The sequence below is a fragment of the Nocardioides sp. B129/18 genome (assembly GCF_055282735.1).
Map to the genome: position 1 here is coordinate 5467 of NZ_JBUZJI010000021.1, position 11719 is coordinate 17185.

Below are 11719 nucleotides of genomic sequence, written 5' to 3' on the forward strand. Positions count from 1 at the left end.
CCTCAGAACCTGCGAGACACGTCACGGCGTCGGCTCGGCGACCTGCGTTCGTCGGCGTTCGCATTTCCGCCATCGACCACCCCGACCCTTGGCCGGCCCCGAGCCGGCCGCTGAGACTCGACGCACCCGAGGACCCCCGAGACCCCCCGAGAACCGCTCAGGACCCGACGAGAGGTGCGCAGATGACGACGTTCGACGACGGCCTGGCCGAGACCGTGCCGCCCAGCGGCGCGATGGTGGAGACCGACGTGCTCGTCGTCGGGTCGGGCCCGGCGGGTGCGTCGGCGGCGCTGTTCCTGGCCGAGCTGGGCGTGGCGACGATCATGATCACCAAGTACCGCTGGACGGCGAACACCCCGCGGGCGCACATCACCAACCAGCGGGCGATGGAGATCTTCCGCGACCTCGGCATCGAGGAGCAGGTGCTGGCCGACGCGACGCCGCACCACCTCGTCGGCGACACGGTGTTCTGCACCTCGCTGGCGGGGGAGGAGATCGGCCGCATCCGCACGTGGGGCACCCGGCCCGACCGCGAGGCCGACTACCAGCTGGCCAGCCCGTGCCTCACCGTCGACATCCCGCAGACCTACCTCGAGCCGATCCTGGTGCGGACGGCCACCGAGCGCGGCGCGCAGACGCGCTTCTCCACCGAGTACCTTCGCCACCGGCAGGACGACGACGGCGTCACCGTGGAGGTGCGCGACCGGCTGACCGGCCACGAGTACGCGATCCGCGCGAAGTACCTCATCGGCGCCGACGGGGCCCGCTCGCAGGTGGCCGCCGACGTCGACCTGCCCTACGAGGGCGCGATGGACATCGCGGGCTCGATGAACATCACCTTCAAGGCCGACATCTCCGAGCTCGTCGACCACCGCCCGTCGGTCCTCTACTGGGTGATCCAGCCGGGCTCGAACGTCGGCGGCATCGGCACCGGCCTGGTGCGCATGGTGCGCCCCTGGGACGAGTGGCTGATCGTGTGGGGCTACGACATCGCCGAGGAGCCGCCGGTGCTCGACGACGCCGCGGCCACCAAGATCGTCCGCGACCTGCTCGGCATGCCCGACCTCGAGCCGGAGATCACCGGCTACAGCCTGTGGGGCGTCAACGAGATGTACGCGACCCGCCTGCAGCACGGCCGCGTGTTCTGCGCCGGCGACGCCGTGCACCGCCACCCGCCGAGCAACGGCCTGGGCTCGAACACCTCGGTGCAGGACTCCTACAACCTGGCCTGGAAGCTCGCCGCGGTGCTCAAGGGCCAGGCGGCGCCGGGCCTGCTGGAGAGCTACACCGAGGAGCGAGCGCCGGTGGCGCAGCGCATCGTGACGCGCGCCAACACCTCCGCGCGCGAGTTCGCCGACCTCTTCGAGGCGCTCGGCGTCGTCGGGCTGGAGGGCGAGGCGATGGCCGCGGCGATCGAGGAGCGCAAGGCCAGCACGCCCGAGGGCGCGGCCAAGCGGGCGGCGCTGGTGAAGGCGATGGAGAAGAAGAACTACGAGTTCAACGCCCACGGCGTCGAGCTCGGGCAGTTCTACGAGTCCGGCGCGATCCTCGGCGACGGGACGCGGCCGGTGCAGCCACCGGGCAAGGAGGACGCCGACCTCTACCACGCGGTCTCCACCAGCCCCGGCGCCCACCTGCCGCACGCGTGGGTCGGCGACAACACCACCCGGCTGGCGATGATGGACCTCGCCCCCTACGACCGCTGGACGCTGATCACCGGCGTCGCGGGGGAGGCCTGGGAGCAGGCCGCGGCGGCGGTGTCGGCCGAGCTCGGCGTGCCGTTGGAGGCCGTCGTCATCGGCCCCGGTCGGGAGGTCACCGACCTCTACTTCGACTGGGAGCGACTGCGCGAGGTCGAGGAGTCCGGCGCGCTGCTGGTGCGCCCCGACAAGCACGTCGCGTGGCGGGCGATCAACCTGCCCGAGGCGCCCGAGCAGGCGCTGCGCGCCGCGCTGGCCCAGCTGCTCGGACGGGCGTGAGGCCGTGACCACCGCCCTGCGCTTCGAGCACGAGACCCGCGCCCAGCGCGTGGTCTTCGCGCCGGGCGAGGCGGCCGCGGCCACCGCCGCGGAGGCCGAGCGCCTCGGCGCGCGCCGCGTCATGCTCCTCGCCGCGGGAGCGGAGGCCGCGCTGGCGGCGCGGATCGCCGACGGCCTGCCGGTGGCGGTGCACCACGACGAGGTCGTCATGCACGTGCCGGTGGAGGTCGCCGAGCGCGCTCGCAAAGTGGCCGCCGACGCGGACGCCGACGCGCTGGTGTGCGTCGGCGGAGGCTCGACGACGGGCCTGGCCAAGGCGGTCGCGCTCACCACCGGCCTGGTAATCCTCGCCGTGCCCACCACCTACGCCGGCTCCGAGGCCACCGACGTGTGGGGCCTGACCGAGGGCGGCGTCAAGACCACCGGCGTCGACGCCCGGGTGCTGCCCCGCACGGTGGTCTACGACGCCGCCCTGCTCACCAGCCTCCCGGTCGAGCTCTCCGTGGCCAGCTGCCTCAACGCCCTGGCCCACTGCGTCGACGCGATGTGGGGCCCGCGGGCCGACCCGATCGACCGCGCCCTGGCCGGGGAGGCGATCGCCGCGCTCGCCGCCGGCCTGCCGGACGTCGTCGCCGACCCGTCCGCGCTGCCCGGACGCGAGCAGACGCTCTACGGCGCCCACCTCGCGGCGGTCGCCTTCGCCTCGGCCGGCTCCGGTCTGCACCACAAGATCTGCCACGTCCTCGGCGGCCTGTTCGACCTCCCGCACGCCCAGACGCACGCCGTCGTCCTGCCGCACGTGCTGGCCCTCAACGCCCCGGCCGCGCCCGAGGCCGAGCGGCGGATCGCCGCGGCGCTGGGCGCGGAGGACGCCAGGAGCGGCCTGGCGTGCCTCTACCGCGCCCTCGACGCGCCCCGCTCCCTGCGCGAGCTCGGCCTGCCCGAGGAGCGCCTGCCCGACGCCGTCGCGCCGATCCTGGCCGCGGTGCCCCCGCACAACCCCGTCCCCGTCGACGCCGACCGCATCGCCGCCCTGCTCCGGGCGGCCTGGGAAGGAAGCGAGCCCCGATGAGCACGTCCCCGAGCACGTCCAGCACCTCCGACAGCCCCGTCTCCGCCGACCAGCAGCAGCGCGAGGAGGAGCTCCTCGAGCGCGTCGTCGCCTCCTTCGACGCCTGCCCCGACCCGCGGCTGAAGGAGCTGATGACCGGCCTGACGCGCCACGTCCACGCCTTCATCCGCGAGACCCGGCTGACCGAGGAGGAGTGGGGCGAGGCCATCGCGTTCCTCACCGCTGCCGGCCACATCACCGACGACCAGCGCCAGGAGTTCATCCTGCTCTCCGACGTGCTCGGCGCCTCGATGCAGACCATCGCGGTCAACAACGAGGCCTACGGCGACGCCACCGAGGCCACCGTGTTCGGGCCGTTCTTCGTGGAGGGCTCCCCGGAGATCGAGCTCGGCGGCGACATGGCCTTCGGCGCCACCGGCGAGCCGTGCTGGGTCGAGGGCACCGTCCGCGACCACGAGGGACGCCCGCTGGCCGGTGCGCTGCTGGAGGTCTGGGAGGCCGACGAGGACGGTCGCTACGACGTCCAGTACGGCGACGGCCGCACCGCCGCCCGCGCCCACCTGCGCACCGACGACGACGGCGGCTACCGGTTCTGGGGCATCACGCCCACGCCGTACCCGATCCCCGACGACGGTCCCGTCGGCCGGATGCTCGACGCGGTGGGCCGCTCGCCGATGCGCGCCAGCCACCTGCACTTCATGGTGTCCCACCCGGGCTGCCGCACGCTGGTGACCCACATCTTCGTCGAGGGCGACCCCCTGCTCGAGGCCGACAGCGTCTTCGGCGTCAAGGACTCCCTGGTCAAGCGGTTCGAGCAGCAGCCGGCCGGCACGCCCACCCCCGACGGCCGCGCCGTCGACGGCACCTGGAGCCGCACCCGGTTCGACGTCGTGCTGGCGCCTTCGGAGGCGTGAGCACGCTCGCCCCCGCCCCTGGTGACGCGTGTCACGATGGGAACGTGGAGGCCCCCGCCCGGCCGCGCTCCTTCGAGGTGCACGGCGACGTCGACGCCGGTGCGCGGCTGCTCGCGGCCTGGGAGCAGCACAACCGCGAGGCCCTCATCGAGCTGACCTGCCAGGTGGCCGACGGCGTCGCGTTCCGTGCCCGCGAGGTCACCGTCGAGGCCGGCGACCTGCGCCTGGCCGCGGTGCGCGGCACCGCCCACGTCGTCGAGCGCGACGCCGGCACCGCGCCCGCCGAGGCGATCGCCGTGTACGCGGCGCTGCGCGGCGAGGCCCTCGTCGAGACCGACGCCGGCCGCCTCGTCGTCCGCCCCGGGCAGCTGCTGGTCTGCGACCTCGACCGTCCGCTGCTGCGCGGCTTCGGCCGCGGCCTGCACGAGCTGGCGGTGCGGGTGCCGAAGGCGGCCGTCGCCTCGCTCACCGGACTCTCGGCCTCGGCCGTCGTCGAGCCGCTCGTCGTCGACTCCACCGGCGCGCACGCCGACCCACATGCCCGCGCCCTGGTGCGGCTGGTCTCCCGCGCGCTCGCCGGACCCTCCGACGGCGCGCTGCCCGCCGACCGTCAGGCCGTCGTCGAGCTCGTCTCCATCCTCGCCGCGGGCGGCGACGTCGCCCCCTCGACGCGGCACCGCGCCGCCGTGCGCGCCTTCGTCGACGACCACCTCGCCGACCCCGCCCTCGGCGCCGCCGGCGTCGCTGCCGGCGCGGGCGTCTCCGAGCGGCACCTCTCCCGCTTGCTCGCCGACGCCGGCACGACGCTGCCGCGCCACGTGCTGGCCCGCCGCCTCGACCGCGCCTACGTGCTGCTCCGCGACGCCGCCGACCCCGCCTTGCGCACCGTCGACGTCGCCGCCCGCTGCGGCTTCACCTCCACCGCCTGGTTCTCCCAGGCCTTCGCCGCGCGCTTCGGCGTCGCTGCGGGCGTGGTGCGGCGGCTCGAGGACCACCGGCGCCTCGGCGATCCGGAAGCACCCTGACGCGAGGTGTGCGCTCCAGGCCCGCGGGTCACCGGTCGTCACGGCCGACGACGGCGCCCATCGCACCTGGAGGATCCATGACCCGCCACTCGCTCACCCGCTCGCTGCACGACGTCGGCCTCGCCGCCTGGTTCGGCGGGACGCTGGCCAACGCCATCGCCCTCAACCCCGCGTCCGGTCAGGCGGACTCCTCCTCGTCCCGTGGCGCCGTGGCGAACACCGGCTGGGACCGCTGGACTAGTGGGTGGTCCCCGGGCTGACCGGCGCCCTCGTGGTGGTCAGCGCGCTGGCCGGGGAACAGCAGCGCGCCTCCGAGGCGGTGCCCGGCGTGCTGAGGAGCATCGTCGGCTGAGCCTTCCCGAACCCGACCCGGGGCCGCCTCCGACCTGCTTGGCTGACACGCAGCGGTGCGATGCACCGCTCGATCGGCAGCGTCGACGCATCACGAGGAGTGTCATGGCCACCTTCCGCACGGTCCTCGAGGCCACGGGCGGCAACAACGTCGGGATCGTCGTGCCGGAGGACGTGGTGCTTGCCTTCGAGCGCGGCAAGCGGGTGCCGGTGGTCGTCACCATCGACGGCGACTACGAGTACCGCACCACCATCGGCGTGATGGGCGGTCGCTACCTGGTGTCGTTCAACGCCGAGACCCGCAAGCGCACCGGTCGCGGCGCGGGCGACGAGGTCGAGGTGCGGCTCGAGGTCGACCCCGAGCGCTGATCCGGACGGCTCAGGCGGTCGGCGTCGTGGCCTCGTCGTCCTCCGACCGCTCCCGCCGCACCTTCCACACCACCAGCGCGACGACGACCGCGAGCGCGACCACCACCGCCGAGCCGGTGCCGATGCGCGAGGCGACCTTCTCGTAGGAGGCGCCCGCGAAGTAGCCGACGAGGCAGAACGTGACGCCCCAGGCGAGGCCGCCGAGCGCGTTCCAGGCCAGGAAGGTGCGGTACGGCATCCGGCTCAGCCCGGCCAGGCCGGGCATGACGGCGCGGAAGAACGCCGTCCAGCGAGCAAGGAACACGGCCGGCCCGCCGCGGCGGCGCAGCGTCTCGCGGGCCTTGTCGATGCGGTGCTCGTGCTTGCGGACGACGCCGATCTGCAGCACCCGCGGCCCGTAGCGCTTGCCGACCTCGAAGCCGACGGTGTCGCCGACGACGGCGCACACCACCACGAGCACCACCAGCGGCACGATCTGCAGGTTCGCCTGGCTGGCCAGGAACCCGCCGAGCAGCACCGCGGTCTCGCCCGGCAGGACGAACCCGACGAACACCGCCGCCTCCCCGAAGACCAGCAGGCCGATGATCGCGTAGGCCGCCGCGGGCGGCACCGAGCGGATGGCGTCGAGCACCCCGTGCATCACGGGGCGAACCTACTCGCCTCCGGTGCACGCCCAGGGCAGCGTGGCCGTGACGGTGGTGCGTCCCGGGCCGCTGGTGACGTGGATGTCGCCGCCGTGGGCCCGGACGATGTGACGTGCGAGCGTCAGGCCCAGCCCGACGCCGGGACGCCCCTCGCGGCGGGAGGCCTCGGTGCGGAAGAAGGCGTCGAAGACGTGGCGGCGCTCGGCGGCCGAGAGGGGCTGGCCGGTGTTGGTCACCTGGACGCACGCGCGGGCGGGATCCCCCGGCGAGGGGCTGAGGCTGAGCACCACCGGCGCCTGGCCGTCGCTGGCCCGGCGGGCGTTGGACACCAGCTCCTCGACGACCCGCCCCAGCTGGGCGGGGTCCCCGCTCACCAGGCCGGTGCGGGCCTCCGGGGCGATGACCGCGACGACCTCGCCGTCGGGCGGGACGGCTCGGGCGGATCGCTCGAGCAGGTCGGCGAGCACCACCACGTCCTGCGCCGTCTCCGCCTGCTCGTGGACGCTGTTCGCCGCGATGAGGTCGTCGACGAGACGCACGAGGCGCTCGCCGTTGCGGTGCACGGCGTCGGCCTGGTCATGGAGGTCGGTCATCCCCGCGGCGTCCAGGCGCTGACGCAGCACCTCGCTGTAGCCGAGGATGACGGTCAGCGGCGTGCGCAGCTCGTGGGTGACCGTCGAGAGCAGCGTGCCGCGCATCCGGCCGAACTCGATCTGGTCGACCAAGGCCTCCCGCTCGTGCTCGAGGGCCAGGTGGCGGTCGCGGATCGCGAGGGAGAGGGGTGTGGCCAGGGCGCTCGCGCAGACGATGAACAGCTGCACCATCGCCGCCACCCGCGCCGGATCGAGGGCCGGGACGGTGACGAAGGGCCCGCTCCCGCGCGCCGTCGCCACCGTCGCCGTCAGGGCCAGGCCGAGCGCGACCCAGGCGGTGGCCCGGGGCGCGAGCACGAAGGCGGCGAGCACCATGCCCGCCAGCGGGACGAAGCCGACCGGCTGACCGCGGGTGAGCGCGAACATCGCGGCTCCTCCGGCGAGCAGGGCCGCGGTCGGCAGCACGACGCCCGGCGGCGTGCGGTGCGATCGCGCCCGCGGGGGCGCGAGGACGATCCCCAGCACCACCAGCGAGCCCGAGAGGTGCGCCGGCAGCGAGCTGACCAGCACCGGCCACGGCGACGAGGTGGTCGCGAGGGCCACGGTCGTCGCCGCCAGCACCGCCAGGACGGCCGCACCGGCCAGGCAGGCCAGGACCACCCGGCCGTACTGCTCCAGCGCGCGGAGGCGGAAGGCACGCGTCGGCGACGGGCTCAGGGCCTGGGCGACGACGAGCGCCTCGGCCCCGTTCGCCACGCCGAAGGGCACGGCGAGGGCCAGCCCATGGCCCGCGACGAGGTTGGCGGCGGTCGTCACGACGACGGTCATCAGGCCTGCGGCGAGCCGACCCCGCCGCGAGCGCCGACGCAGCACGCCCCAGGCGGCCACGCCGGAGGCCGGCCACCACGCCGCCACCTCCGAGCCGGCCGGACGCAGCGCCACCGCGCTCGACGCCGCGACGAACAGCAGCGACCACAGGAGGACGTCGATCGTCCAGGCGCTGCGGGTCGAGCGCCATCCCCAGGTCGGCATGCCCCCAGGGTCATGCACGCGCGCGAGGGGCCGCTCGGATCTTGATCGGTTCTTCACGATCGCGCCGGGTGCGTTAAGAACCGATGAAAGAGCACGGTCCCCCGCGGCCCCGGCGGCGCAGAGTGATCCTCATCGGCCGGGCTCCTCGAGCTCGGCCCCCGAGGGCAGGAGGGGCCCATGATCACGCTGGATCTGCCGGCCGACGGTCGGCGGTGGAGGCCCGGCACGCTCGTCGACGTCGGCCACCACCACCTGCACCTCGATCGAGGTCTCGACCTCGGCGAGCAGGTGCTCGCCCGCTGCCTCGACGGCGCGGTCTGGCTGATGTGCGTCGAGGACCTCGAGTTCGGGCTCGTCGACACCCGCTACCTCCTCACCGCGGAGCGGCCCGCGCCGGATGCGGATCGCTCGCGACTGCCCGACGCCGGCCGCATGCTGACGACCGCCGACACCGCCGCGCTGCTGCACGCCCTGGGCCGCCAGCAGCGCGTCTCCCGACGCGGGGACGCCGAGCCGATCGCGGGGCGTCGTCGATGATCCTCCGTCCGACGCTGCTGGAGTGCTGGGCGCCGGTCGCCGACGCCGCCGCGGGCGAGGTCATCGACCTCGCCCCGGCGGTCCCCGCTCACGTCTCGGGCCTGCGCCTGGCCCAGATCGTCGTCGTCCGGGGCAGCGACGGCGCCTGTCGCGGGGCCGTGATCTCCGGCATCGGCGCCGACGGCACCTGTCGCGCGACTCTGGGACCGGTCCTCTCCCGCCAGGAGATGGCCGCGCTCGGCGTCGTGTGGGGCGCCCAGCAGCGACGCCTGGCCCAGGCCCGCCTCGTCGTGTGCCCGTGAGCCTCCCCCGCCGCGCCCGTCCTCGGACTGGTATCGGGCGGCCCGTCGGTCGGCGCCCCTCGCCCTCCCCGGTCGGGCGCCGACCGGCGGCACCGAGGAGATCGGGCCGCTCCGGAGCAGGTGTGAAGGTTGTATGAAGACTCCTGCCGCGGCTGCGTGCCGCGGTCGAGGAGAGGTGGTGCGGCGAAGGACCGCGGATCCGTTCGGGAGGATGGCACGGTGGTCAGTGGGGAAGGGTCCGTGCTCGACGCCGTGCGTCGTGCGCGCGCAGCGGTCCTCGAGGCGGTCCCGCCGCTCGGAGCCGAGTGGCCGCCCTTCAGTGCGGCCCTGAGCGCCGTGGGCCCCGGACGCGTCAGGGTCGTCGTCCTCGAGCCCGGCTCCGTCGCCCAGCCCACGCGTCAGGTGCGGCTCGCCCACCGCCACGTCGCCGACCTCGTCGTCGAGCCGTGGCAGCGCACGGCGGAGCCGACCGACCAGGCCCAGCAGGTCGAGGACCTCCTCGACCTGCTCGCCGACGTCGCCGCGCTCGCGCTCGCGCAGCACGGCGCGGGCTCGGCGGTGACGGCGCGTCGACTCGCCGAGCGCACCAGCCTCCTCGAGCACGTCAACGACGCCGTCCTCGCCCGTGACCTCGACGGCCGGATCACCTACTGGAACCCGCGGGCCGAGGTCACCTACGGCCGCGCTGCGGGGGAGGTGCTGGGCCGCGACCTGGACGAGGTGCTCGGCACCGAGTTCCCCCCGGGACTCGATCGGGGCGTCATCAACGCACACCTCCTCGCCGACGGCGTCTGGGAGGGCGAGCTGGCGCACGCGCACGCGGACGGGCGTCGCCTCGTGGTCCTCAGCCGCAAGGCGCTGCTGCGCGAGCCCGACGGCACGCCCTTCGGCGTGCTGACCATCAACTCCGACATCACCGAGCGCCGGGCCACCGAGGAGGCGCTCGTGGTGAGCGAGGAGCTCTTCCGCTCCCAGTTCGAGCACAGCGCGGTGGGTCAGGGCACGCGCTCGGTGGACGGCACCTTCGAGTCGGTGAACCCGGCCCTGGCCAGGATGCTCGGCTACGCCGACGGCGGCGCCCTCCTGGCCGACCCCGACCGTCACCGGCGCGAGATGCCGCACCAGATCGTGGAGATCACCGAGCGCCTGCTGTCCGGGACGGCAGCGTCGGGGAGCACCGAGGTCGAGCTCGAGCGGCCCGACGGCCGACTCGTCTCGGTGCTCTACACCACCAGCCTGGTGCGAGACCGCGACGGCAGCCCGCTCCGCTTCGTCTCCCACCTCATCGACCTCACCCAGATCCGCGAGGCCGAGGCCCGCCGCGACGTCGCCGAGCAGGCGCTGCGCGATCGGCTCGACGAGCTCGACGCGATGAACCGCCTCAAGTCCGACCTCATCGGGATGCTGGGACACGAGCTCAAGAACCCGCTCACGGTGCTCTCGATCGCAGCGGAGGTCGCCCGCGCGGGCTGGGGCGGCGACGCCCTGCCGGCGCAGCGCCAGTTCCTCGAGCTCGTCGAGCGCAGCGCCGCTCGACTGAGCGGCACCGTCGGCGACATCCTGCGCCAGGTCACCACCGAGACCGCCCACCTCACCGCACGCCCCGAGCCGGTCCGCGTGACCTCCGTCGTCCGACTGGCGCTCGCCGAGGTCGGGCTGCCCGACGTCCCGGTCCACGACCCGGAGGCCGGCACCGCCCTCGTGCAGCACGGCCATCTCGTGCAGATCGTCGCCAACCTCGCCGGGAACGCGCGCAAGTACGCCGGCGGCGTCGAGCGGGTCGAGGTGGGTCGGGACGGTCCGCGGATCGTCCTCGACGTCGTGGACGCGGGCCCCGGCGTGCCGGAGGACTTCCGCGCCTCCCTCTTCGAGCGGTTCTCCCGGGCGGCCCAGACGGCCGACGTCGTCGAGGGCACCGGCCTCGGCCTGCACCTCGTGCGCGAGCTGGCCCGCGCCAACGGCGGGGACGCCCTGCACGTCGACCGACGCGAGGGCGGCTCGATCTTCCGGGTGGTGCTGCCGGCCGTCGACTGACCGTCAGCCGCCCTCGGACGGAGGGCCGACGGCAGGAGGAGCCGCGCCGATCAGGAGAGGATCGTGCGCTCGTCGACGAGGGTCTGCACTCGGTCGAGGAGCTCGGACATCGTGAAGGGCTTGGCCAGGTAGTCGTCGGCGCCGGCGATGTAGCCGGCCCGGACGTCGGCGCGCGAGCAGAGGGCCGAGAGCATCAGGACGGTCGGCTGCCGACCCTCCCGGGCCCGGATCTCGCCGAGCACCTCGATGCCGGTGGCGCGCGGCATCATCACGTCGAGCACCACGACGTCGAACTCGCCGGCCGCCGAGAGCGCGATGGCCTCCGCGCCGTCGCGCGCGGCGACGACCTCGTGGCCGCCGGACTCCAGCACGAGCACCATCAGGCTGCGCAGATCGGCCTCGTCGTCGGCGAGCAGCACCCGGCTCCCGGGCCTCCTCGGGCTCCCCGGGGTCCCGGGGGTCACCGCGCCGACCTCGGTGTCGCGTGGGCGCGGCGGGTGGCGGTGCCCAGCAGCCGCAGCAGGTAGGCGGTCTGGAGGGTCGTGACGGGCTCGTGGGGGGACGGAGGCGCGGGGACGCAGCTGCCGGGCCACACCAGGCGTAGGCCGTAGAGGGTGTCGGCGAGATCGAACTCGATGGTCTCGACCTCCACGATCCACTGCCGGTCGTCCAGGCAGGCGGCGCTGAGCCGCTCGCCGGGCTCGAGCCCGCGATCGAGCCCCAGCCCGTGGTGGCTCACCTCGACCCGGTCCCCGACCTGCAGCCGTCGCCCGTCCATGGGCAGCGCGATGACCTTCACGGCGCCTCCTCTCCTCGCTGGCACGAGCATCGGCGCTCGGCTGCCGCGGTGCGCGGGATCTTGGGACG

General features: G+C 74.6%; 13 protein-coding genes. 9 read left to right on the forward strand and 4 right to left on the reverse strand.

Going from position 1 to position 11719, the window contains the following annotated elements; genetic code table 11:
• Positions 1-182: 182 nt before the first annotated feature.
• From ACZDWJ_RS14455 to ACZDWJ_RS14480, 6 genes are all read left to right on the forward strand, one after another.
• A complete protein-coding gene (locus ACZDWJ_RS14455; protein WP_463521856.1) occupies positions 183-1979 on the forward strand; it encodes an FAD-dependent oxidoreductase in 1797 nt (598 codons plus the stop codon).
• Positions 1980-1983: 4 nt separating this feature from the next.
• Positions 1984-3051, forward strand: coding sequence for a maleylacetate reductase (locus ACZDWJ_RS14460; RefSeq protein ID WP_463521858.1), 1068 nt, complete (start codon positions 1984-1986; stop codon positions 3049-3051).
• Positions 3048-3965 (forward strand): dioxygenase family protein, encoded by a 918-nt coding sequence (locus ACZDWJ_RS14465; protein ID WP_463521860.1) that lies wholly within the window; start codon positions 3048-3050, stop codon positions 3963-3965. The genes ACZDWJ_RS14460 and ACZDWJ_RS14465 overlap by 4 nt, the downstream gene beginning before the upstream one ends.
• Before the next feature lie 44 nt (positions 3966-4009).
• On the forward strand, positions 4010-4990 hold the full coding sequence (locus tag ACZDWJ_RS14470) for an AraC-like ligand-binding domain-containing protein (RefSeq protein WP_463521862.1): 981 nt from the start codon (positions 4010-4012) through the stop codon (positions 4988-4990).
• A 77-nt stretch (positions 4991-5067) separates the two neighbouring features.
• The gene (locus ACZDWJ_RS14475) at positions 5068-5250 is read left to right on the forward strand and encodes a hypothetical protein (RefSeq protein WP_463521864.1); all 183 of its coding nucleotides are present in this window, start codon (positions 5068-5070) and stop codon (positions 5248-5250) included.
• Positions 5251-5446: 196 nt separating this feature from the next.
• Positions 5447-5710 carry a DUF1905 domain-containing protein gene (locus tag ACZDWJ_RS14480; protein WP_463521866.1) on the forward strand — a complete coding sequence of 88 codons (264 nt, stop codon included), beginning with the start codon at positions 5447-5449 and terminating at the stop codon, positions 5708-5710.
• A 10-nt stretch (positions 5711-5720) separates the two neighbouring features.
• On the opposite strand, the gene ACZDWJ_RS14485 is transcribed toward ACZDWJ_RS14480, so the two are convergent.
• Together ACZDWJ_RS14485 and ACZDWJ_RS14490 are read right to left on the reverse strand one after the other, a co-directional pair.
• Positions 5721-6350: a DedA family protein gene (locus ACZDWJ_RS14485; protein ID WP_463522003.1), complete on the reverse strand. Its 630-nt coding sequence runs from the start codon at positions 6348-6350 to the stop codon at positions 5721-5723.
• A 12-nt stretch (positions 6351-6362) separates the two neighbouring features.
• Complete coding sequence (locus ACZDWJ_RS14490) at positions 6363-7979, reverse strand: sensor histidine kinase (protein ID WP_463521868.1); 1617 nt, start codon at positions 7977-7979, stop codon at positions 6363-6365.
• Between the two features lie 177 nt (positions 7980-8156).
• Here ACZDWJ_RS14490 and ACZDWJ_RS14495 point away from each other — a divergent pair, with 177 nt between their 5' ends.
• From ACZDWJ_RS14495 to ACZDWJ_RS14505, 3 genes are all read left to right on the forward strand, one after another.
• Positions 8157-8516 (forward strand): hypothetical protein, encoded by a 360-nt coding sequence (locus tag ACZDWJ_RS14495; RefSeq protein WP_463521870.1) that lies wholly within the window; start codon positions 8157-8159, stop codon positions 8514-8516.
• A complete protein-coding gene (locus tag ACZDWJ_RS14500; RefSeq protein ID WP_463521872.1) occupies positions 8513-8818 on the forward strand; it encodes a hypothetical protein in 306 nt (101 codons plus the stop codon). The genes ACZDWJ_RS14495 and ACZDWJ_RS14500 overlap by 4 nt, the downstream gene beginning before the upstream one ends.
• Positions 8819-9037: 219 nt before the next feature.
• Entirely contained in the window at positions 9038-10852 is a 1815-nt protein-coding gene (locus tag ACZDWJ_RS14505) for a PAS domain-containing sensor histidine kinase (RefSeq protein ID WP_463521874.1), read from the forward strand.
• A 50-nt stretch (positions 10853-10902) separates the two neighbouring features.
• Here ACZDWJ_RS14505 and ACZDWJ_RS14510 read toward each other — a convergent pair whose 3' ends face one another.
• Together ACZDWJ_RS14510 and ACZDWJ_RS14515 are read right to left on the reverse strand one after the other, a co-directional pair.
• Positions 10903-11316: a response regulator transcription factor gene (locus ACZDWJ_RS14510; protein ID WP_463521876.1), complete on the reverse strand. Its 414-nt coding sequence runs from the start codon at positions 11314-11316 to the stop codon at positions 10903-10905.
• Positions 11313-11651: a hypothetical protein gene (locus tag ACZDWJ_RS14515; protein WP_463521878.1), complete on the reverse strand. Its 339-nt coding sequence runs from the start codon at positions 11649-11651 to the stop codon at positions 11313-11315. The genes ACZDWJ_RS14510 and ACZDWJ_RS14515 overlap by 4 nt, the downstream gene beginning before the upstream one ends.
• Between the last annotated feature and the right edge of the window lie 68 nt (positions 11652-11719).

Bases quoted from the DNA above. Each gene is read 5' to 3' on its own strand.
- ACZDWJ_RS14455 (WP_463521856.1), top strand. From the start codon at position 183: ATGACGACGTTCGACGACGGCCTGGCCGAGACCGTGCCGCCCAGCGGC.
- ACZDWJ_RS14465 (WP_463521860.1), top strand. From the start codon at position 3,048: ATGAGCACGTCCCCGAGCACGTCCAGCACCTCCGACAGCCCCGTCTCC.
- ACZDWJ_RS14475 (WP_463521864.1), top strand. From the start codon at position 5,068: ATGACCCGCCACTCGCTCACCCGCTCGCTGCACGACGTCGGCCTCGCC.
- ACZDWJ_RS14480 (WP_463521866.1), top strand. From the start codon at position 5,447: ATGGCCACCTTCCGCACGGTCCTCGAGGCCACGGGCGGCAACAACGTC.
- ACZDWJ_RS14485 (WP_463522003.1), bottom strand. From the start codon at position 6,350: ATGCACGGGGTGCTCGACGCCATCCGCTCGGTGCCGCCCGCGGCGGCC.
- ACZDWJ_RS14490 (WP_463521868.1), bottom strand. From the start codon at position 7,979: ATGCCGACCTGGGGATGGCGCTCGACCCGCAGCGCCTGGACGATCGAC.
- ACZDWJ_RS14495 (WP_463521870.1), top strand. From the start codon at position 8,157: ATGATCACGCTGGATCTGCCGGCCGACGGTCGGCGGTGGAGGCCCGGC.
- ACZDWJ_RS14500 (WP_463521872.1), top strand. From the start codon at position 8,513: ATGATCCTCCGTCCGACGCTGCTGGAGTGCTGGGCGCCGGTCGCCGAC.